The organism is Pseudomonas sp. LFS044, from assembly GCF_047978245.1.
Taxonomy (GTDB): Bacteria; Pseudomonadota; Gammaproteobacteria; order Pseudomonadales; family Pseudomonadaceae; genus Aquipseudomonas.
In genome coordinates this window covers 57,497-80,934 of record NZ_JBFPFX010000008.1, presented here as the reverse complement: position 1 = coordinate 80,934, position 23,438 = coordinate 57,497, and the positions used below count along the sequence as shown (strand labels likewise).

Below are 23,438 nucleotides of genomic sequence, written 5' to 3'. Positions count from 1 at the left end.
CAAGTACAGTCACATCTATTGATAATGACTATCGAAGCAGGTTCAAGTGAGCGCGGTCATCACCGCAGCCTGATAGGCCGGGCGTTGTTTCAGGCGTTCATACCAGGCTTCCAGATGGTACATGGCCGGGCGCTCGATGGGCATTTCGAACCAGGCATAGATGAAGCTACCCAGTGGGATGTCGCCCATGCCGATCTGGTCACCGGACAAGTACGGCTGTTTGGCCAGCGTTTCATCGGCAATGGCCAGCAGCTGAGCGCACTGCTTGTGCGCGGCGTTGATCGCCACCCAGTCGCGCTGGTCTTCCGGCGTGCGCAGCAGGCCCCAGAACAGCGGACGGAACGGTGCGGCGAAGGACGAGGTGGTCCAGTCCATCCATTTGTCGGCCAGGGCGCGCTGGCGCGGGTCTTCCAGGTACCAGCACTGCTCGGCGCCGTACTCGGCGCACAGGTAGCGGACGATGGTGTTGGACTCCCACAGGGTCAAGTCGCCGTCTTCGAGCATGGGGACCAGGCCGTTGGGGTTGCGGGCGCGGTAGTGCGGCTCGTTGACCACGCCGAAGGCCCCCCCGGCGTCGATGGACTCGAAGTCCAGGCCCAGCTCCTGGGCAATCCAAAGCGCCTTGCGCACATTGCTTGAGTTCTTGCGGCCCCAGATCTTCAGCATGACAACGTCCTTATGAATGCGGTGGTCCAGTCTACTCCAGACATTCGCCGCCTGTACCGGCCTCTTCGCGGGTAAACCCGCTCCTACAGGGATCACCACCGACCTGTAGGAGCGGGTTTACCCGCGAAGAGGCCGGTACAGGCGAACAATGAACTGAAACTCCCGCCGCCACACCCTGTCACTGTTCTGAAGCTGCCGTTCACAGCATTGCGTCTAAGCTGTCTGGGACGGCTCAAGCCCCCTGGTTCCAAGGAGGACCGATTATGTTGCTGTTGTGGTTGGTAGTGCTGGTGATCGGCGCGGCGTACCTCACGCACCGGCGCCTGGCGCCCTTACAGATTCTCGGCACCATGGCGGTCTATGTGCTGCTGATGGGCATTTTCAGCAGTGCGCCCGGCTGGTTGCTGGCCCTGATCTGGATCGTACTGGCGTTGAAAATCGCCCTGGTCGCGCTGCCGGAGTGGCGCCGCAAGGTGTTCACGGGCCCGGTGTTCAAATGGTTCCAGCGCACCCTACCGCCCATGTCGCAAACCGAGCGCGAAGCCATCGACGCCGGCACCGTATGGTGGGACGGCGAACTATTCAGCGGGCGCCCCGACTGGCGCACTTTGCTGGCTTACCCGGCACCTAAATTGACTGAAGAAGAACAGGCGTTCATCGATGGCCCTACCGAAGATCTGTGCGCCATGGTCAGCGACTGGAAGATCGGCCAGGACCTGGACCTGCCGCCCGAAGCCTGGCAGCACATCAAGGAACACGGCTTCTTCGCCCTGATCATTCCCAAGGAATACGGCGGCAAGGGCTTCTCCGCCTACGCCCACTCCCAAGTCGCGATGAAACTCGCCACCCGCAGCGGTGACTTGGCCTCCACGGTAATGGTGCCCAACTCCCTCGGCCCAGCCGAATTGCTGCTGCACTACGGCACCGACGAACAACGCAAGCATTACCTGCCCCGCCTGGCCCGTGGCGAGGAAATCCCCTGCTTCGCCCTCACCGGCCCGCTGGCCGGTTCCGACGCCGGTGCCATGCCCGACACCGGCGTGGTCTGCAGGGGCCAATGGAACGGCGAGGAAGTGGTCGGCCTGCGCCTGAACTGGGAGAAGCGCTACATCACCCTCGGCCCTGTCGCCACCCTGCTGGGCCTGGCCTTCAAAGCCTACGACCCCGACCATCTGTTGGGCGAACAGGAGGAGCTCGGCATCAGCCTGGCCCTGATCCCCACCGACACGCCCGGTGTTGAAATCGGCAAACGTCACCTGCCGTTGGGCGCCGCCTTCATGAACGGCCCCAACAGCGGCAAGGACGTGTTCGTGCCGCTGGACTTCCTCATCGGCGGGCAGGCCATGCTTGGCAAGGGCTGGATGATGCTGATGAACTGCCTGTCGGTGGGGCGCTCCATTTCCCTGCCGGCAGTCGGCACGGGCGCCGCCAAGTACACCAGCCTGGTGACCGGCCAGTACGCGAACATTCGCGAGCAATTCAACGTACCGCTGGCGGCATTCGAGGGTATCCAGGAGTCGCTCGCGCGCATCGGCGGCAATGCCTGGCTGATGGACAGCGCCCGTCTGTTGACGGCCAAAGCCGTGGACCTGGGCGAGAAGCCTTCGGTGCTATCGGCGATCCTCAAGTACCACCTGACCGAGCGCGGCCGCGAGTGCATCCAGCACGCCATGGACGTGCATGGTGGCAAGGGCATCATCATGGGCCCGAACAACTACCTGGGGCGCAACTGGCAAGGGGCGCCGATCTTCATCACGGTCGAGGGCGCCAACATCCTTTCGCGCAACCTGATGATCTTCGGCCAGGGCGCCATCCGCTGCCACCCGTTCGTGCTCAGGGAAATGGCCCTGGCCGGGCGTGAGGACCGTGACCAGGCGCTGAAGGAGTTCGACGACCTGCTAATGAAGCACATCATGTTCGCCGCCGGCAACGCCGCCAGCACGTTGGTCTTCAACCTGGGGCTAGGCCGTTTCGAGCCAGTACCCGGTGATGCCTTGAGCCAAGGTTATTTCCGCGCCCTCAATCGCCAGGCCGCCGCCTTCGCCCTGCTGGCCGACCTGTCGATGATGCTGCTGGGCGGCGCGCTCAAGCGCCGCGAACGCCTGAGCGCGCGCCTGGGCGATGTGCTCAGCTACCTGTACCTGTCCAGCGCCGCACTCAAGCGCTACCACGACCTGGGGTCACCCGAGCACATGCAGCCACTGCTGCGCTGGGCCATGGAAGAAAGCCTGGGTCAGGCGGAAAAAGCCCTGGACCGGCTACTCGACAACTTTCCCAACCGCTTTGTCGGTTGCGCACTACGCGTGCTGGTATTCCCCTTCGGCCGCCGCCATACCGGGCCGAGCGATGAACTGGATGCCGAAGTGGCGGCGCTGATCGGCCGCAGCGAGGGCGACCCGGCGCTGGAGGAGTTGCTCGCCGGCTGCTTCCGGCCACAGGCCGAGGGTGACCCGGTGGCGGCATTGCAACGAGCTAGCAACCTGCTGGACGAGACTGCGCCACTGCACAAAGTGCTGCATCAGGCGATCAAGGAGGGCAAGGTACAACCAGCACCTGGTCAATCGGCTATCGATGCGGCAGTTCAGAGTGGTGCACTGCAAGTCGAAGAGGGGCAACGGCTGCATGCAGCCGAAAACGCACGCAGGGCCGTGATCGATGTGGATGCATTCGACAAGGAGCAATTACTGCCTGAGCAAGGCAAGGTGCGCTGAAGGCAGGGGGCCGTTTTGCGGCCCCCTGCCCACCGGCGTATACTCCGCCCCCGTTTTAGCCACCTCGAGGACCATCCCATGGCCACCCCCCACCTGGAATACCACCTGCAACTGCTGAACCACCTGCGCACCATCCTGGTGGCCTTGGGTGATGCCGAGCAGGTACCGGAGGAAAGCCATGCTCTGTTCCTCGAACGCTTCGATGAACTGCTGACCCTGCTGCCGCAGGACCCGCTGGAAAGCCAGTACCTGGGCCAGGACCTGATCTGCCAGGTCATCCAGCGCTACCCACAAATCGCACACCTGGTACCCCGTGACCTGCTTTGGTTCTTCGCTGGCGACTGCCTGCACTACATGCCCGACGAAGAGCTCGAGCTGTACCAGCAACTGGAAGAGCTACGCTTTGAAGCCAGCGAGCAGGGCGAGCCTTTCGACTGGCACAAACAGAAGCAGCTGCTGAGCCTGCCGGGCAACAGCCAGAATCACTGACTTCGGCAGCCCTCTTTTAATGACAGAGGACTGTGGTAAATGCCCATCAACTTGCGCGACTCGGCTTACAGCCACACGCAGTTGCAATCCCTACTCTGAGCGGCGCACTGGAAACGTCCAGTGTCGTGCGCAGGGCGCACGCCAACCAACAGCGTAGGAAGTAATTCAATGAAGATAGCCTTCATCCCCCTGGCCCTGGCGTTTGCCAGCACTGCTGCCCTGGCCGCGCCGGAAACCGGCACCATCAACTTCTATGGTGCGGTGAATGCTGCCGGTCCATGCCCCATCGAGGTAGTCGACCCGACCACGGGCGCCCCAACCCGCGTCGAGCTCGGCTTCCCGTATGCAGCGCAATTCAAGACCGTAGGCGACAAAACTCCGGCCAGGACTTTCGCCCTCCAAATTACACCTGTCCCCGGCGTTTGCGATATCCCTTCAGGCACAGAAGTGGATGTCTCGTTTGAATCCTTGGGTGGGCCCACTGGCCCGGCAAACGACCTATACAAGCTACTGCCGGGCTCTACCGCGAACCTGGCCGTCTCGATTCTCGACAAGGACAACACTCGGCTTGCTCCAGGCGACGACTCGGTGAAGTACCAGGTGGACGAACTGGCCCCCACTCGAATGCTGTTTTCCGCGCATTACGAGGCAATCGCAGTACCGGTCGCCGAAGGATCTGCGCTGGCCAACGTGAATTTCACCGTCAACCTTCCTTGACGTTGCATCCCGGGTGTCCAGGCACCCGGGCCATCTCCGTTCATTGCCAGGCCCACACCATGCCCTTCATTTCAACCTGCATGCGCTCGGGCGCATGCCTACTCGCCTTGCTCGGCTGCCTGAACACCGCCTACGCAGCCCTTACCCTGAGCAACAACCGCATCGTCCACGAAAGCGACAAGAACAGCAGTTCAGTCACTGTCGGCAATCCCAGCAAGAAAACCTATGCGGCTCAGGCCTGGGTCAACACCGAAGCGGACGACACCACCACAGCCGTACCCTTGATCGCCGCGCCCGCCCTGTTCCGCCTAGCGCCAGGCGATGAACAATCGGTGCAGATCAACCGCCTGCCCAACGACCTGCCGCAAGACCGCGAATCGCTGTTCTTCTTCAACCTGCAGGAAATTCCCCAGGCCGACGCTGATAATGAGCGCAACACCCTGAACATTGCGTTGCGCACACGCATCAAACTGTTCTTCCGGCCAAGCCAGCTCAAGGGCAACCCGCAAATCCACCTCAAAGACCTGAAGTGGTCAGTGCAATGGATCGAGGGCAAACAGCAGCTGGTGGTCGACAACCCCTCGCCGTTTTACTTCACGTTCGGCCTGCTCGAAGTTACCGGCAACGGTAAGACAGAACAGTTGAAAGGCCGCGAAATGGTGCGTCCGTTCGGGCGTCAAACTTACGCGCTTGCGAGCACCGCAGCGTTGGCCAACCTCACAGTAACATTCACCACCCTCAATGATTACGGCGGCGTCACGCCAGCGGTCACTCAACCACTGCTTAGCGCTACACCTTGAGGGGCCATTCATCTGATAGTCAATGTGAGCCTGCCGAAATTGGGGATAGGTGGCCAGGTTGCACCGTCGTCATAGCTGACCATGGCGCTGACCTCCAGAGTGTGGTTGACCGACAGCTGGCGCAGGTATGACAGAGGAATGGTCACATTCCCTTGGCTGCCGATACCTGAGGCAACATCTGTATCGGTCAACTTGTAATCGGTCAGCACGGGATGGCTTGGCTGGTTATCAGATGTGCCCAGTGCCTGTATCGATACCCGCTGATCGACACCGATATGCCTCCACTTTTCCAAGGTGACTACAGCATCCGACGTCAATTTCGCTACTTCGAGGTCACCTCCGGTCCGCCCGTTGACCTGTGGCGTCTGCATATTCTCCAAAGGGATAGGCAGTACTCTCACTTCACGCACCTCAGAGGTCAGAGTGGTGCCTAGTGACACAACCCGGTAGTACAACTGCACCACCTTGCCGCTCATGGCTATAACGTTGCGCATCGGAACCGCGTAGTCTCGCTGCCCATCCCGGCCAGGCTCGCGCCAGCTTGCGAAGCTGCCTTCCTCGCCCCAGACTAGCTCGAAGCTTTCTCCAGGGTTTATGACTGCCGCCTGCGGAACGATCACATCAAGCGCTGCGTTGAAGTTCAGCAGCTTCAGGTCGACCGACGGTTGCGTGCCCAGCGAAGGGATTTCCAAGGCCGGCAGTACACGTGGCGCCGGTTGCGCAGCCACCATCAGGTCCAACGGTGCAGCGACCTGGCTGGCATTGCCAGCGCGATCCTCGATGGCATACTGCGCATAACGCACACCATCCCCCCGTTCACGGATCAAATCGCCCAGATAGGGAAACTGCAGGGGTTTGCCAATGTCCTCGCGGGTGAGCACCCATCGGTCAACCTCGTTGTTTTCGAACAGCTTGCTGTCCCAGTAATAGATGATCACATCCCCCGGCGCGGCGCCCACATAGTCGGGTATCAGGGCCTGCAGGCGATCATCGTGGGTGAGCAGGAAATATTCCGTCAGGTCATCCTCGCCCAGCTCGGGAAACTGCAAACGCCCATTGCTGGCACCTAGCGTCGGAGGCGTCTTGTCGACTGTCAGTGTCAGTTCCTCCGAGCGAAGTTCGCTTGCGTTGTATACATGCCCCACATAGTCGAACTGCAATGTGCCCTCGGTGAAGTGGGTGGCTGGGATATCCACAAAGCGCTCGCTTTCCGGCAGGGGTTGCGTCCATACCTTTTCGCCTACCTTGTTGCCATTGCAGTAGATATCTACCGACTCCGGTTCAGTCGGGGTCGGCTGGGAATGAGCCCATAAGGTGAACTCGATTCGCACAGGGTTAGCCAATGCGTTGATGGGCATCAGGTTAGGCTCACCGCCAGGTATATCCGGCAAGGCAGCCGGTGCGATGGGGGCGGGTAACTCGGCGGTGATACCTGCACCAAAATCGTTTGTGTCATGCATGACCGTCTCCCGGCCCAAGGGCAAAAAAAAGGGTAGGCCCAATGCCTACCCTATGTTCAGGTCCTACCAGCTGTAGCGCACCCCGACATTCGCCCCCCAGGGCTGCTCGATGTGTTCGCCATTGCTGTAGTCGAAATCGGCGTGCAGTTGCAACCGATCGTTCAGCGATACTGCCAGCCCTGCACCCAGCTCGCCGCGCGAACCGGACAGGTCGTTGTCGAAACGGTTGTCATTGACCTTGACGTCGTTGGCGCTGGCGAACTCATGGGCGTAAGCCAGGCGTACATAAGGCTGCGCGAAGCGCCCCTGACCCAAGTCATACGTACGACCCACGGTGGCGCCGACCTTGCCCAGCAGCGAACGGGTATCGTCACCGCGTGCCTGCAGGCCGTTGTCCAGACGGTAGTCCTTACCCTCGATGGTGACGGCGGACCACTGGGTATAGGGCTCGACGAAATAGCCATCGCCCAGTTCGATATGGCGACCAAATTCGGCAGATACGCCCAGCCCGAGGTTGTCGTAATCACCCTTGGCGCGCTTGCCATCGCTGAGGGTCACATTGGATGAGTTGTCAAATCGGTTGAGCTTGACGACGCCGTCGAAGTAATAACCGCTCGCTGCATCGAGCCACGTACCGTAAAGGCCCAGGTAGTAGCTTTTCACATCGGCCGAAGCGCCTCGCTCAAGGTTCAGGTCTGAACTGCTATGGCCTGCCATGATCCCTGCAAGCCATTGCCCGTCACCGACAGGCAACGGCGTATCGGCCCCGATAGAGAAACCTTGCTGAACCTGCTGGTAGTCACTGCCGGCTGCAGGCGAGGCGTTGAACTTGTTGCCATAGGCCCTGGCCCAGGCGCCCGACTTCCCTTGGTCCCGGCGCACTTCACCCATGCGGCTGCGCAGCGTGGTGAGTTCGCCATACCAGACTGTCGGGGCGGTGTTGAACAAGGCCAACACCGAAGCCGTGCCCGGGCTGATGATCTTTCTCGAACCGTCGAGGAACCAGTCATTGCCTCGTTGTACCAGCTCATAGGAGAACGCGCCGAGATCGACCGGGCCGTTGAGCAACGAAAACTGCGCATCGCCGCTGGCGGTGTGGACCAGGTGCAACTGGTTTTCCGTCACCGGGTCCGCGCCGCTACTGCCGACCAGCAGGCTGTGCTCGCCCGTGGCAGAGCCCGTCACTTCAAGGAAGTCGGTTTGCCCGGTGCTGAAATCGGCATCCATTATGAAGGTGCCCTGGCCACTCAGCTCTCCGACCGTCAGGCGCTGGTACTCTCCGGCCTCGCCAAAACGTACCGAGCCCGCATTCATGGCCAGGCTGCCCACGCTGCTGTCTTCGACCATGTTCCAGCGCGCCTGGTTGGCCAGGGACAAGGCCTCGACGTTTTCCAGACGCCCGGTCAGGCTTGCCCGGTTGTCGAGGCTGATGCTCGCACTGGACCCGGCCTCCACCTTCACATCGCCCACCAGAGCACTGCCATCGACGGCCATGGTCGCGGCCGAGTTGCCAAGCACTTCCAGCAGGATGCCGTTGGCGCCGATCAGGCTGGAACCCGGCCCTACCTGGATGTCTGCCTTGGCCGGCCTGCCAGGAAAGTCGCCAACGACGATTGCCGACCCGTCCTTGCCCTCCACCGTACTGCCGACCAAAGTAATCTTGGCCGCGTCAGTGAATGCGCTGTCACCGGTTACCTGCAAGCCAGCGCCTGCCCCCGTCAGGGTACTGCCCTGAGCGTTCAGCACGGCGTTGCCGAACAACGAGGCGGCGCTGGACGTACCCCCTCCTACCAATGTGCTGCCTTGCAGGTTCAAGGTCGAGTTCCCCGACAACAGCGCCCCGCCTCGAGCGCCTTCCACATGGCTGTTGATCACTGTCGCCGTGGACCCCACCAGGTCGCTACGCTGCAAACGCAAGCCGGCGCGATCACTGACAATTCTCGAATTACCCGAGATGTTGGCATTGGCAGCGACCAACGCCACGCCATCGGCACCATTACCCGTTACGGTGCTGCCTGTCATTTGCAGGCTCGCACCGGCACGCACATCGATACTTTCGGTCGTGGCACTTTCGGCGATCAGTTTCGCCCCTGGGTTGACCAGGTAGCTGTCAACCGGCGTACCCTGACCGATGCTCAGTTCGCCATCGACTTGCGTCAGGGCCAGGGCGGCTTGTGGCACCGTGAATGCCGAGGCCAAGAGTAAAGCCTGGGCGAGCGGATGCATTCCTGAATATCCAAGAATCATTGATTTACCTTCGTAGAAATAAACAGTTACGACGAAGTCAGCAGGCTACAAGGCTAACCCTGAAATACCTGTAGGAAATTTCTGATTTATACAGGGTTTATCCTTCACGCTGCCTATGCATCTCGTCCCATTCCACCTCATGGCTTAGGTCTCAACGGGCAGCTGTTCAAACCATCGTGCATGGAAACGACGGTTTCCTGAACTTCGGACTCGTAAGTCCTGCTATTCAAAGTAAAGGAATACTTCACTCGCCCGCGGCCATCAGGCTTGCCGTTCACCGGGTCATAAATCTGCTTCACATTGGTTTCAAATGGCACTTTCCAGACAAAACCCGTTTTCGTGGTGTCATCCAACACAATGGGTTCATCCAGGTCAGCTCCATCAACGGGGTCCTCACCGGTACGCCCATGAACTGCGGACCAGTGCAGGGTCACGCTGTCTCCCGCCGTCAGACCATACTGGGTCAGGTCTTCCATTTGCACACGCACGGCTGGCTCCCGGTCGGCGGCATCTTCATAAATCGATGAGCAGTTCAACCAACCGTTTGCAGCAAGCCCAAGGAATTCAGGTTTAGCTGGATGAATACCCACAGCTTCTACCAACACATCAGTATTGACCGAACGAATCGGGTTTGGATTACCTGGGCGTTGCACCCGGTAATGAACGGGCACGGTGTCATTGCCTCGCGCCTCGATAACGTCCCAGCTAACCGTCTTGGTGATTTCGACCCCGGGCTCCCCATCTGCGACCGTATGGTCGATGTCTTGAATATGCTCATCACCCCAATAGAATGTGAGCTCATCGTTCTCTTTGAGGGTACTATTGACGACAAGCGCAAGCGTTGCATCCTCGAATTCGTCATCGGGGTCTTTCAGGTGGTTTTCCTCACCAGAATCACCCGTGATCGTTACTTTCTCCAGTCGCGGGTTTACCGGGTCTGGCCATTCCGGGTCCGGACCCGGATCTACCGGGCCGATGCGCTCCAGGTTAACCACCACAGAGATGCTCTTGTCACCTACCAGCGCGGTGCCGCGCCGGACCTCGTACGTCACCTGAGTAGGTTTATCTCCCGCAGTGGCGGCACCATACTCAGCAAACAGAATGGATGCCTGGATAGAGAACTCCTGAGGAAACCGGCCCGTATCACTGATCGGGCGCCATTGCGAGGTGTAATTACCCCAAGTGACGCGCAGCTGGTCAGTGGGCTTCCAGTTATCGAACTCCAAGACCTGCACAACGACCCCATCATGAGCATCCTGCTGATTGATTAGCCCATCCGCAGCCATTGGCACAACAGGATCCTTGAGGTTGTCAGGCAGAGCGCCCAAGGCAACTGCGATATGGGTGATGTCCGACATGGGACTGTTGTTGCCTGCCTTGTCCAGCAAGACGTAGACAGCCATGACACCACCATCGCCAACGCCGTCAATAACCGGAGCTGGAACAATCAGCTTCTGGGGTAGTGCTGTGATCTCCCCAAAACCTACGTACGGGACACTCCACGGGTCTTCCGGAATCGACGCCTGCCACCAGTAGGCTACTCGATCGCCAGGTCGAAAGTCCGAATACTCGGGCAACTCGAGTTCGACCGTATTTTTATTGGCATCCGTGACGAGAGTAATGTCAGGCATTTTGACTGGTGGAGTCTGGTTGTAGGGTGCCACACGATCGAAAATAAGCGTCAAGTCAAGTGAATAACTGAAATCTAAATTGTAGTGATCAACCTCAAAGATAAAAGTATTAGGACCCTCCCCCAACACATCAATAAGACTTTTTGGCACCTCAATATCAAATGGGAATTTGCCCTCATCCCCCATAACGATTTCTTGAGTCATGATCACCGTTCTTGTTACCGCATGATAAACCTTCAATGTATCGACATCGTCAGCAAAGGTGGGCAGCTGCCAGGGACTCTGAATGGTGATAATCAGTGGGAAGTTGGCATCCCTGAGATATTTGACAAGCACCGTATTATCGGCCTTGTCCGCCAGCACTTCATCTTTTACAGTCATGGCATCCAATATTGCCTTGGGCTGTGAACCGCCATTGCGCATGCCGCCATCGAAACCTGACTTGCCTACCGTATTCATAGGTAACCTCGTGGAGGGAGTATTCCGCTTTAAGGTACGAAAACCAACAGGATCCTTCGTCCATCTTCCTACCCCCTCCCCGCTCAAGCAACTGGCATTTTTATCAGGTTGACAATAACGTCAGGCATAAAAAAAGCCCGCCTTTATCGGCGGGCCTCAAGTAACCCGATTGATCTAATCAGTTTCCTGGCTGGTCAATCTGTCCAGGGGGTCATAACCATACTTGGCAGTTTCAGCGTTGTGCAAAGTGACGCACCACAACAGCCTGCCACCTGTCTCACGCACGGCTGACAATGCTTCTCCTCCAGGGCCACGCATGGGCCCAACGTCACTGACCGAGCGCGTTGCAGACGGCACATCGACCCTGATCACCTTGCCTTGCTCGTCTGCAGTGAACCGTCGTCCGCCCTGATCCCAGACACGATTGCCCTGCTGGTCGAACGCCTCGCCAATCGGCGCGGGGGGCTCGACACTGATCAGTCGCCCCAGCCCGTCGTACGCCAACTGGCGGCCGGCATCGTCGAGCGTGAGGTTGCCATCACGGTCATACTTGAGCTCGATTAAATTCGGGTAATCCGGATGGTTGTTTTCGATGCGGCTCAGTTGCGCGGGGTCCTCCTCCTCGAAGTAATACCTGGCCTGGTTGCTGCCTCCGGCAAATACCGTACTGACTCGGGTTATATTATCCAGGGCGTCAAACCTGAAGACCTGCTGCTGTATGGCTTTACCGTATGGGTCTTCAGGGCACAGGTCACCCTTGCAGTTATACTGGCGCAGCCGGCCGCGCAGGTCGTATAGATACACTTCATGGCGTAGCTCCTGCTCGCCTTCGCTCAATGTCTTCCAGACGATCGCATCTTCAACATCGTAGCCCTGCGTCAGCGACTGCAGCGTACCGCCAATATCGAACTCACGTTTTACTTCCCTGTCGAACTCATCGAACGCCAGTACTGTTTCCAGATATTGGCTCCCCTCCCGGGTCAGGGTCTTGTACATTCGCCCCAGGCCATCGTATTCGAACGTGGCAACCGTTGTGCCCAGGGCCGTTTGCTTCAACCTGCCGTAAAGGTCGTACTCGTACGATTGCTGGCCATCGAGTACGTCGGTGTAGCCCAACTGGCGCCCCAGCAAGCTGGTCTGGTAGTGCATGGTGTAGGTTTTACCCTCATACTCACGGGTTTCGCTTTTGACCTCCCCGTGGCTGAAATATTCGCGCGCGATTACCAGCCCTTGCTCCTCGCAGCGCTGCAGGCGCGCATTCTGGGTATCGTACTGGTAGTCGGCCTTGATACCCTTCTCGGCAATCTGCCGCAGCTGCGGCTCTTCACTCAGCTGAGGCAAATAGCGGTATTCGATCAGCTGCTTGCTTGGGGTCAGAACCGTGCTGGGCTTCATCTGTCCTGGCTCGAAACCGAATTCGCGCACGCGCCCGCCGGTGATCGACTCGACCATGCGGTCCAGGCCATCGAAACGCTGCTCCCCTAGCACTACGCCGTTCACGCTGATCAATACAGGCACGTCCTCGTGGCTATGCTGGGCATAGTCGCGATGCACCACGCTATCATCGGCCAGGGTTTCATCCACCAGACGGTCGAACACATCATAGGCATAGCGCTTCACTTCATCGCGAGCGTTGACCTCACGCGCCTTGCGTTGCAAACCGTCATACAGCGTCAGGTTAATGCTGTACGACTTGCCATCGGCGTCGAACCTTTCGACACGCGCCGGCTCATCGAAGAGCGTAAGCCAGGTGACGGTCTTGCCAGTGGCCTGCTCGCCATCAGGGGACTCGCGCCAATGAGTTCGGGTGGGCCCTTGCGAGGCCGAGGTGCCGATCGGGTCGTACCGGTCATAATGACGTACATGGTCAACTGCAATTTGGCAATATTGCTGGCCCCAGCCATCGAACGCCATCTGTCGCTGCAACGCCAACTCGCGGGGCTGCTGCCCTGGGTAATCCAGCCAGTCGAAATCGGTTTCAGCTACCAGGTTGCCCAGTTCGTCGTAGCGGGCAGCGTAGGTCGGCCGCCAGCCGGCACGCTTGTTCGTATCAGGGCTGTCGGCATCCTGACGTGACTGTTCGACCACGCGGTTGAGCCCGTCGACCAGTGTGCGGGTAGTCACGCCTTTGACATCCTTGGTCGTTTGCGCAGCTTGCCCGCCGCCCTGGCTCACCAAGGTATAGGTGTACTCGCGTGCAGCTTTCAACTCCGGGTCATCTGGCGAGACCGTCTCCTTGGTCACGCGGCGCAAGGCATCGTATGCGTAAGCTATTTGCACATCGTTTTCGTCGAAGTTGAGTAGTGGCTGGTTGATCAGCACACTATGGCGCAAGGTATTGACCTTCTGCGCATGGCGAACCGCGCCATTACCAAGGCTTTCACCATGGTCGAAACCGGTCAAGGTGCGCACTTCATTCAGCACATCGGCACCCAATTCGGGGCGCTTGTCGTAACGGTACTCGGTTTTCGTTTGGTGGCCATTCAGAATCTGCGTCTGCAAGGTCATGCGGCCGTGCTGGAGCGCATCTTCAGGTAAGTCCTGATATTCACGCAGCGTGTATTGGCCTGGAGCATCTTGCCCGCCTGCTACCGCCAGCACGTCTTCCTCATGGGCCTCGAGCCAGCCCTTGCCCACACTTGCTTCTTTCAGGGCTTGCAGGTACTGGTAACGGTAATGAGTCTGCAGGGTGGCCGCCTGGCCTTCGCCATTGGCGGCCGGGTGCACGGTGCTGGTCTTGCGGCTGCGGGTGAACAGCTGCGGGTCGGGCGGGCAATCGCTGCCCTCGCCAGTATGCGGGTAGTAGGTGTGCCGGGTGTGGATCGTGGTTGCCAGGGTGGCGGCCTCGTCGATCGCATCGCCCTGGTACACCGGCGCTGCGGCCTGGGACTCCAGGGCCAGGTTGCCATGCTCGTCGTACTGGGTGATGAGCACTTCTTCCCGTAGCCGGCTGGCATCTTCCTTGATCTTCCAGCGCTTGAGCTGGTGCTTGGGCAGCTGGAAGGCGGCCGGCTGCAGGTCGAAGCTGGCGCTGGTTTCGTGGTAGACGGTCTCGACCTCTTCGACGCAGGTTTCGCGCCGTGGCTGCGCGGCGTGTTCGTCGTAGACCTCATGGGCCTGCTCGGTCGTTTGCAGGGTCAGCAGGTGGAAGCGGTTGAAGCGGCGGGTGATGCTGCGCAGCGGCGTATCGCCAGCGAGGTAAGTGGCGGTCGAGCCATAGCTGAACTGGGTGCCGGTGAACTGGTAGAGGTTGTCTTCACCGTTGTCGCGCCAGGTGATGCCGCTGCCCATGCCGAGGAAATTGTTGCTGGTGTAGGCGTAGGTGGTGACCATGTCGGGCTGGTCGAAGCCGGGCTTGATGGTGTGCTTGGTAACCCGGGGCAGCGGGTCACGAGCGTTGCCGGGGAAGGGGTGGCCGGCATCGTCGTAATCGATGGTCTCGACGCCGCCCACCGGCGTATGCACGTCGGTCAAGCACACCACACCACGTACCTTGTCGTAGCCGAGCCTCCAGCTGGCCTTGTCGTCGCTGGGCAGGACGATGGTATGGGGCAGGCGTACCGCAGGGGTGAAGCGCTGGTCGAGTTTGATCGTGTAACTGGCCAGCGGGGCGCCGCCGGGGCCGGAGTCGGGGTGCAGCTTGAGGGTGATTTCAGCGCTGGTATAGTCGATGGCCAGCAGCGCGAGCCCGGTGTCGTCCTTGATGCCGACCAGGCACGGGGCACCCTGGAAATTGCTGTAGCTGAGGGTGATGCCATGGCCCGAGGGCGCCTCGACCCGGGTGGGCAAGGCCACGCGATTGTCGCTGGGGCCTTGCAGTTCGAGCAGTTCGACCAGGCCGGCCTTGTGCTCGACGCGATAGCCAGTGCCGTGGTCATGGAAGTGGAAGCTTCTGAGCTTGCGCTCCTTGAACACCTTACCGGTGCCGTCGCTGGCGTCGCCGCCGGTGACCTTGAAGCTTTCACCGGTGTGCAGGTGCAGCAGATTGGTGGCGGGGTCGTATTGGCTGAGGTTGAGCGTCCAGCCCATGCCAAAGCCCGAATCCTGGGTGTTCATCGGGTTGAAGCCGATGCGCAGGGGCAGGGACGGGCCGCTGAGGTTGTTGGCGACCAGCTCCGGCAGCTCGATGGCCAGGGTGTACTGGCCGGTGCGGGGGTCGACGCTGTTGTTGAGGAAGCTCAGGAAGTTGAAGGCGTTGGAGTGCACTAATGATTTAGTGGTCATAAGCAGACCTCTGAAGAGAAGGCCCCGCCCCGCTTGACGAGGCGGGTGCAATTTATTGAACGGACAGCACCAGGCTGTTGCGACTGTCTTCAACGGTGGGTTCCGGGAAGCCGATACGCAACCGATGCCGTGTTCCTCGCTGATCGTAGAGTACGAGCATCAAGGGCTTGTCTAGCACCTCTCTGAACTTCTTCGTTTCATCCTCGCCTGCCTGGGCGTCATTCCAGAAAGGCATGCTGTCCAGGCGATGCAGCATGATCAACAATTCTCCCGGCCCTGGTTCCTTGCCTGGGATCAACCCCGTCTTGATGCCGGTGTATTTGAGCGCATTGGCCATGGCAGTAAGCATCGCCTCCTCCTTGAGTTCGGCAGGCTTCTCCGATTGCCCCGGAACCGGCAACTCCTTGAAGCCACAGGACAGATAACTGAAAAACACCTCATCCACCTGCTCGCTTTCCCAACGCACGGATGCTGCGCCACCCTCCAACTTGAGTGTGGCGAACTTGATGGTTTGCAGTCTGTCCTGATAAGCCAGGGTCCAGTAATCGATGGAGTCCAGCATGTAGCTGAACTCATCCTTGGGTGCCCCATTTCCCGGGTCGAGAATCCTGCCCCGGCCATTGAACACGCGCTCACGGGTAAGCGTGTAATCGTTTGGCCCAGGTCTCGGGGGTTGTAGGGCAGTGACCTTGAGAAAGCCTTGTTTTTCACGCGAATCCCACGACAGGTCGTTGTCAGACTGGAACTTGGCGTAGAACTCTTCCGTACCCACTATGCCGCTCTGAACCCAGAGGTGCCTGACGGCGCGTGACCCTTCGGAGCGCACGTCCGGCGACTCGCTGGATGTTGCACTACCGTACGGATCGAAACGGTTTGGTCTGACGTGGGTGGCCCATTTCGCCTCTTCAGGTTGCAGGCCTTCCTGGTCCGCATCGATAAACTCCACCTCGGCATTGCCGGTACGGTAGACCAGCCTCAGGCTGGAGAGCTCGGTCGGTGTCAGCGGTATCGGATATTTGACACCACCAATCTCGACCTCCGCGGTTTCTACCACGATTTCCACCCTGATTTGCTGCATGCCATTGGCCAGGCAGACGGGCTCACCCAGCACGTTAATCTCAAATTTTTCCAGCTCGGTCCAACTGATGGGTGGTTGCTGATAAGTGTGCTGGACAATCGCATAACCGGTGAACCTGTCATTGATATCGGCCATGACCACGCTGACAGGCGCTTTGGCCTGGCTGGGCGGGTAATACACACCGTTGTCGTCAACCTCGCCCTCGCCAAAGACCTTCCAGGTCGCATCGGCGTGATCATCTGCTGGCAACTTGAATGCAATCGGCTCGTGCCCCTTGAACACGGGTACATGATAAGGCGTCACGTTAAGGGTTTGCTTATAGGCAAAAATGACCACCGTTGCCGTGTCGCTGGTGTTCGTCGCCTTATCAGTGACGAGGATGCGCTGCAGGCGCACTTCAGGCACGTACCCATCCGGTTCGAACGGTTTGAATATCCGCCAGGTGGGTTGCTCGGGGTCAGGCACCAGCTCACCGTGAACATGCCCATCGTCCTGGATCAGTTCCCAAGTCAAATCGCCGCCGTTTACCGAGCCGGCACGCAACTTGATGTCCCCCATGCCAGCTGCCCAGGTAGTCACGCGAGGGAGCACGTTCACCGCTTGCCGAGATTCGACCAGCAACCCGGTGCGTATCTGCTCCCCGGCCGCAGAAGAGAAACGCCCGGATACCAGTACCAGTTGCTGGTCGCGCCTGAACTTCTCAGCCGGCAATGCCTGGTAGGTTCCATTGACCATGCTCCCGGTCGACAGCGGCAGAGTGAGATCGACAGCCTCCCATCTTGCTGCTACCGCTTGCCCCTGGTTATCGAGGATGAAAGGCTGGCGGCCGTCCGGTAACACGGCGCTTTGCATCGGCTCAACGAAAAATGACAGGGCAGTGGGCTCGATGCCGCCGAAAATCACATGGTCCAGCGGGTCATGACGATCCGCCATGCTGACCTGGTGTGCATTGGGCAACCTGAGCTGACGCAAGATGCCTGGCGCTTGCTGGTCATCGACGAAATGGCGCAACGGTGCAGCGATCAATGCCGTCGCGCTATAGGCAGAAGTGCCTTGCACAGTCAGGTCATCAGGTATCAGGTAGGGATAGGTATCGGGGTTCCCCGGCATGATGCCGGGCTCCTTGTTGATGCGCAGCTGGCTGAACACCACAATCGCCCCATTGCCATATTGGGCCGAATGCGGGCGGCTACCCTCAGGCGCCTGCTGGGTTCGCACCTGAAAGCTGCGCGGGCTCAGTGGCCCATAGTCGCTGAAATCCAGCATCGCGAAGCTATAGAGCTGCTTGTAGGCTGGGTGCGCCTTGATCTGCTCCCCCAGCTTGGCGCCGATCGCCAGCCTCGCATCGTCGCTCAACCCCAGGTTGCAGCTGAATCGATCACCCACCGACAGGTCCAGCATCAGTTTGCCCCGGTCGTCCACGCTGCCCACTCGCACACCCAGTTCAACAGACATTTCGAGCACCAGGCCCATGTCTTCACGCAGCGTCTCACTGCGCGCCAGGTAGGGCGGACTACCTGGCTGGTGAATGGTCGTGGAATAAGTACCCGCAAGGATACCGAGCCTGACCGTGGCCTTGGCGTTGGTAAAGGTGGCATGCTCGAACGAGACCTGCGGCGCACCGAGCACGATATCGCTCAAGCTTGCGCGTTCGACCTCGCCAATGGCGACTTCATTGCTGAATGGCAATAGGAAGCTCAGGTCGTTGAACGCTGCCAAGTACTGTTCCCGCAACATGCGGTTGACCTGGTCGCGGTCGAACGCCAGGATGGCGCCCCAGCCGAACATGACATTGCCCTGAGCCAAACGCTCCAGTAATTCAGTCTTGGAGTTGGTTTTCATTGCCCGTTCCTCTGGGTAGGCGCTGCGTCTTGTTCCGCTTCCGTCAGTTTTTCAACCAACAACTCAGGCGTGATCAAAGGGATAGGCAAAATGGTGTACGTCCACAGCCAGTACCTGTTATCGTCTTCAATCGCCGCCACTACGGCATAACGGCTCAAGGGTTTGCCATCCGTTGCGGTCGGGGTATACAGGCCATCCGTTAACGTACCGTTGCCAAGCACCAAGTACCAGGTGGTGTCCTCGGCAGGTACTTCATAATCACCACTCTTGCCGGTACCCCAGAACTTAAGCCGCACACCATTCCCTTCAACGTGGTGGGTGAACCAGTTGGTTTCATTCTGCAATGGCAGCAATATCGGAATCTGCTCCTGGCCACTGCCCGATGCACTGGAAACATCAACGGTCTCGACTGCCAGTAGTTGCGCCAGATCGTCTTCACTGCGCCACGCCGCTGTCGCACGATGACCTCGCCACGTTTCACTCTTGCGCGGAACAACCCCATGCCTGCGATCTCCCACAGGGGCGACATAGAGCATGCTTTGCTGTACCGACGGATCAGGAGCAGGGTCTTCTTGCAACGTGCCTTTGGCACCGGCTGACAGGCTGAAGGTCACCCTTTCTGCATTCAATGTGGCCGCCGATAGTTTGAACTTGCCACCCGCAGCGGCTTGCATGACCATTGGTGATACCGCGATGCTGCGAGGGGTGATGCTGACCAGCGCCTTGCTGTAGTTCGTGCCACTGGTGGCGGTGACAATGACCTTTTTGTTGCCACGCACCACGGCGCTGGATGCCGGGGCCGTGTACTCACCCGTTGCCGCATTGATCGAACCGGGATCCTCGCCTGCCTCACCTGGCAGATTCTCCACGGTCCATGTCATTGAAGCGCCCGAACCGGACGTAGTACTGAACTGCTGCTTACCTCCAGCCATCACCACGGGTTCGATCGGCACGACCTCGAACTGCGTGCGTGCCGGTGAAAGGTACCCAGGCAGTGTCAAATCGCCAGGGAAACGCACAGCCGATGGTTGCGCAGCCTCCTTGCCACTGCGGAACAGCAAGCCGTTAAGGCGGAATGCGTCGATATCCGCGGCCACAGTGACGATGGTTTCGATCGTTTCGTTGAGGTAACGGGCTACCTGCGCCTCACCAAAGTCGACGAATTCTTCCATTATGAGAGGGTGACCTTGTCCCATCGCCAACCATTGATCGGGCGCCATTTTTTGACGAAGCCTAGGCGTCCCGACCCGCTCGAGCCTCAATTCACCCATGTCTTCACCACTCGTTTCGACAACGAACTGGTAGTCTGCCTCGTATTCCCAACGGTAGACCGCATTCCCACGCCTTGGGAACTCACCAATTTTTGGGGTGAGGACGACGGGCACTTCAGTTTTGCCAAACCATTCAAATTTGAGCTTTCCATCAACGGCCCTGACATCGAATCGTGTATATCCGTCCCCACCGCCCCCTACAAAATTCAGCGCCAGCCCTTGCGTGAACGAAACTTCACTGAGATTCGGCGTTGCCCCTGTCACAGGAATGTTCAGCTGCCCCGCTGTCGCCTGGATACCGGTGACAAAAGCCTCCTTTCCATCGCCAATATACCTGGCCGCAAACGGAACTTTCTGGTGTTCAAGCTTTTCGATACCACGTGTCACCAGTCGCTTGATCAGGAATTTGTTACCTAGCAACAGGTTCATCGTGTAAGGCTCTGCCGCATCGGGCAGTAGATAATGCATGCTCTCATCATCGCCGGGTATACCAGCATCCGAGTTGTCGCTACCTTTCATTGTAACGAAAAGCAAAACCTCACCTTCGCCGTATTGGTCTGAGCTCCTTAAACGGCCAAGCGGTGCAGGATGGGTTCGAACCGAAAATGTTTCCGGCTGCAGGAAGTCGCTCTCTTTAAGCGGCATCTCATTCAAGACAAAAATCTTCTTCTCATCCGGCCAGCTATCGAAAATTCTCTTATAGCGCGCGCCTCCAATCAGGTTCTCTTCGTCAGTATCGGCAAAGCTCAGGTAGAAGTAATCAGCCTTCTTCAAGTCGATCGACACCGTACCGGCCTTGGACACTGTTCCCGGGCTAGCGTCCAACGCAATCCGCATGTGCAAGGCGGGGCCATCGAGCGCATCGGCCTCTTTAACTCGGATAAGTTTCTTGACTTTATCGCCTGCCCCCCTGCTTAGGGTCAGTTGTTTCCCGCCACTGATTCGCATGGTCAAGTCTGCGCGTGAATGCGCAATGCTGGAGTTCTCGAACGACAGCCGAGGTTTATCCAGCAAATGGTCAATTACCTTTTCCCACTGCGCACCCGGTGTGATGGTGGTGCTAAACGTCAGGGGCTCGAAATAGCGGCCACTGTCGAAACGGTCGATATATTCCTGGAGCAATAATCTATTGGCCCTAAAACGATCATAGGCGAGAATGGCATCATACCCAAGCGTCCGCGGTTTTTCCTTTAGATAGTCCACGAACTCTTCCAGCGTTTCCTTTTTCTTCATGATGGCACCTTTAATATTGAGTTACCGATGTGCGCGCCTACTTATTTGCGCAACGTCAATGACATCCGTGGAAATTGTGTCCAATTGCCCTCACCCCCTTCTCCCTCGAAATCAACACTTACGTTGAACTCGAGTTGCGTGTTATTATCCAAGCCGCCTAGTATCGATTTCAACAACTCCGCCGTGACAACACGCGCATCCACTTCAGCCTGGGTGATAGCCGAGTCGCGGATGAGATAAGGTCTGGAACTACCGCCGACACTACCCACCATGACAATTACCAGGTGCTGCCCTTCACTCATGAATGGCCAGTTGGCCAGCGTTAGATCAGCGTGCGCACCCACGATATCGGTCAGGTGTAATTCGGTACCCCTGCGCGGACTGCACTGCAGTGTGGAATAGTTGGCCGTGGGCAGAGGAAGAATGCGCAAATGCAACTTCTTGGATTCATGCCCCACGGGCAATATCCTGTAGTAGACCGGGAATCGTTTTACACTGGTATCGCCTATCTCCATGTTGGCGGCAACGGCCACTGGCGGTATATTCAAGGGGTCTGTGGGCACTTCGTCGAACACGTATTTTTTGCTACCCAGTTCGGAGCGACCCTCCCAGTAAACTTCCAGCGTCTCCGAATCTTTCAACTCGATGCCGGACAGGTCGATATACGCCCCTGCACTTGCCGAGATCGCCGGTAGCTTTGCATTGAACGCCTCGTCGCCCCCTTCAGCTACCGCGAACAACACGTTCAACGGCGCATCTTCGCGACGAACGACCAAGTCGACCTGCCGCACTGTCGCGCTGTACGCAACCCCTTCCCGCGCGACTTGATAGCCCAGCGTAATGCGATCCAGGCCCTGCAGTTTTTCTGCGGCCAGGCTGAAAGTAATCACGCCACTTTCAAGGCCACTCAAGTCAATGCGCAGTTGCTGTTCGCCAAACACATCATTGAAATGCAGCAACAACCAGTCACTCACCATCAGTTCTGCATTGGCAGGCACGCGCAATACCAAGCCATTGGGAAACAGTGCCGGGTCGAGCGGACCGCTTGAATAACCTTCTATTTCAAGCTGTGGGAGCCGTGGCGGGTTAACGGGTACCGGACCGATCCGGAAGGTCTGCGTAGGTGACGTCAATGTTGCCGGCAGATCGGCAAACGCGATCTCATAATGGACTTCAGCGTACCCCCCCGCGATGAAGTCGAACTGACCGGCAGGCACTTGCCAACGCAATACCTGCCCTACCTGTTCCGCCGTCACGTTCGTCGGCCTTGACCAGGTCTCATCTTCAGTGCCGTCACTTTCAAAGCCGACGAATGTCAGCGTCACCCTGTCGTTTTCTCGCATGGCCTGATACGCCGGCACCAGGAAAGTCGCACCGGTACTGCCCAGCGAATCGGGGTCAAGGTACAGATTGTGTGACTGCGGTGCCTGGGCCACCGGCATATGTTCAAGCCGACGCGGACGAACCCCCACGAAGCAAAAGGCGCGCATTGACTGTTCCAAGGGCGGTTGCGTGGGCTGGAAACCCGCAAATGCATAGCCATTGGTAGCCGCCACGACGAATGCATTGGACACCGCAATACGTGCCAGTCGGGTCGTGGGATCGAAATTGCTTCCGTCAATATCCACAGGCCCGGAAAAATTGACTGCATTACCGTGTTCATCCGCGCCAACCCAATCCACTCGGACGGTCTGACCTTCGGCGATAGTGTCGTACGTTATATACAGAACTAGATCGTCAGACCCCAGCTTATCGAGATCAACCTCATCGTACGGCGTGAGGCCTTCAATTATTGGGCGCGGGTGTGGATCCAGGTTGATCCGCTTAGCGGCTGGGTGCGTATTCATGTATGCAGCTCGGCATCTCGGTGAGTGATGCCCACACGCTATCGCTTGCCCCAGGCGCTGCCTACTGACAAAAATAACAGGTAGGCATCGATCGCGAGGTTGTGATACTTCGCGACTCCGGTTTTCACCCCAGGTACCTAGCATTTTTGCTAGCTGCCGCAGATTGAGCCTTTCGCTAGACTCGGCTGGTGAACTTATTACTGCACCAACGAGGAAGCTTGATGAACACTCAACGGCACTTACTACCCGCTGCAGCCTTTCTATTCCTGCTGTCCAACACAGCGCATGCTGCGCTTGCAACCGTACAACCGGACGCTCAGTGGTCCAATTCGCAAAAGGAATCAGATCACGATTACAGATGCCCGAGCAACAAAGTTTTGGTAGGGCGCAAACACTATAAGGACGAAAATGGCGCTACAGGGTATTTATGCGGAACCGTGACCCAAGGCAGTCAACTCCAAACGTTTAATGAGGAAAAGATTATCATTCCTTACGGTGGCGGCGCATGTCCTTTCCCCAAAGTCATGACTGGCCGAGGTAGAAAGGGGGATGAGAACTCGGACTACTGGCTGTACTGCGCGGAAGTCCGGGATAGCTGGGAAGAGCCGTTGGTTCCAACACATACCAGCACTCGAGAGGGCCGCGAAAACGCCCACGATTTGCCCTGCTTCAAAAACGAAGTGCTTTGGGGCATGTCCCGCTTCGGCGATGAAAACGATCAAACCAGATACCATTGCAGCAAATTATTCTAAACCAGCACCCG

13 protein-coding genes are annotated in these 23,438 nt (G+C 58.4%); 5 read left to right on the top strand and 8 right to left on the bottom strand.

From position 1 onward, the window contains the following. Nucleotides 1–42: 42 nt before the first annotated feature. Nucleotides 43–666: a glutathione S-transferase gene (locus tag ACNQPL_RS08915; protein WP_416466480.1), complete on the bottom strand. Its 624-nt coding sequence runs from the start codon at nt 664–666 to the stop codon at nt 43–45. A 263-nt stretch (nt 667–929) separates the two neighbouring features. On the opposite strand from ACNQPL_RS08915, the gene ACNQPL_RS08910 reads away from it, so the two are divergent. From ACNQPL_RS08910 to ACNQPL_RS08895, 4 genes are all read left to right on the top strand, one after another. Further along, a complete protein-coding gene (locus tag ACNQPL_RS08910; RefSeq protein WP_346613705.1) occupies nt 930–3,377 on the top strand; it encodes an acyl-CoA dehydrogenase in 2,448 nt (815 codons plus the stop codon). A gap of 78 nt (nt 3,378–3,455) precedes the next feature. Beyond that, on the top strand, nt 3,456–3,866 hold the full coding sequence (locus tag ACNQPL_RS08905) for a PA2817 family protein (RefSeq protein WP_346613704.1): 411 nt from the start codon (nt 3,456–3,458) through the stop codon (nt 3,864–3,866). Nucleotides 3,867–4,034: 168 nt separating this feature from the next. Beyond that, nucleotides 4,035–4,583 (top strand): fimbrial protein, encoded by a 549-nt coding sequence (locus ACNQPL_RS08900; protein ID WP_346613703.1) that lies wholly within the window; start codon nt 4,035–4,037, stop codon nt 4,581–4,583. A gap of 59 nt (nt 4,584–4,642) precedes the next feature. Then, entirely contained in the window at nt 4,643–5,383 is a 741-nt protein-coding gene (locus ACNQPL_RS08895) for a molecular chaperone (RefSeq protein ID WP_346613702.1), read from the top strand. Between the two features lie 8 nt (nt 5,384–5,391). On the opposite strand, the gene ACNQPL_RS08890 is transcribed toward ACNQPL_RS08895, so the two are convergent. The 7 genes from ACNQPL_RS08890 to ACNQPL_RS08860 all read right to left on the bottom strand — a co-directional run bounded on the left by ACNQPL_RS08890 (nt 5,392) and on the right by ACNQPL_RS08860 (nt 22,675). Next, on the bottom strand, nt 5,392–6,843 hold the full coding sequence (locus tag ACNQPL_RS08890; RefSeq protein ID WP_416466479.1) for a hypothetical protein: 1,452 nt from the start codon (nt 6,841–6,843) through the stop codon (nt 5,392–5,394). A gap of 63 nt (nt 6,844–6,906) precedes the next feature. Beyond that, nucleotides 6,907–9,090 (bottom strand): autotransporter outer membrane beta-barrel domain-containing protein, encoded by a 2,184-nt coding sequence (locus ACNQPL_RS08885; RefSeq protein WP_416466477.1) that lies wholly within the window; start codon nt 9,088–9,090, stop codon nt 6,907–6,909. A gap of 137 nt (nt 9,091–9,227) precedes the next feature. Further along, nucleotides 9,228–11,180 (bottom strand): hypothetical protein, encoded by a 1,953-nt coding sequence (locus ACNQPL_RS08880; RefSeq protein WP_416466475.1) that lies wholly within the window; start codon nt 11,178–11,180, stop codon nt 9,228–9,230. A 174-nt stretch (nt 11,181–11,354) separates the two neighbouring features. Then, complete coding sequence (locus ACNQPL_RS08875) at nt 11,355–15,404, bottom strand: RHS repeat domain-containing protein (protein WP_416466474.1); 4,050 nt, start codon at nt 15,402–15,404, stop codon at nt 11,355–11,357. Nucleotides 15,405–15,456: 52 nt separating this feature from the next. Continuing rightward, nucleotides 15,457–18,324 carry a hypothetical protein gene (locus ACNQPL_RS08870; protein ID WP_416466473.1) on the bottom strand — a complete coding sequence of 956 codons (2,868 nt, stop codon included), beginning with the start codon at nt 18,322–18,324 and terminating at the stop codon, nt 15,457–15,459. Then, nucleotides 18,321–20,828: a hypothetical protein gene (locus ACNQPL_RS08865; RefSeq protein WP_416466472.1), complete on the bottom strand. Its 2,508-nt coding sequence runs from the start codon at nt 20,826–20,828 to the stop codon at nt 18,321–18,323. The genes ACNQPL_RS08870 and ACNQPL_RS08865 overlap by 4 nt, the downstream gene beginning before the upstream one ends. A 41-nt stretch (nt 20,829–20,869) precedes the next feature. Next, entirely contained in the window at nt 20,870–22,675 is a 1,806-nt protein-coding gene (locus tag ACNQPL_RS08860; protein ID WP_416466471.1) for a hypothetical protein, read from the bottom strand. A gap of 221 nt (nt 22,676–22,896) precedes the next feature. On the opposite strand from ACNQPL_RS08860, the gene ACNQPL_RS08855 reads away from it, so the two are divergent. Beyond that, nucleotides 22,897–23,427 (top strand): hypothetical protein, encoded by a 531-nt coding sequence (locus ACNQPL_RS08855; protein ID WP_346616225.1) that lies wholly within the window; start codon nt 22,897–22,899, stop codon nt 23,425–23,427. The last annotated feature ends 11 nt before the right edge of the window (nt 23,428–23,438 follow it).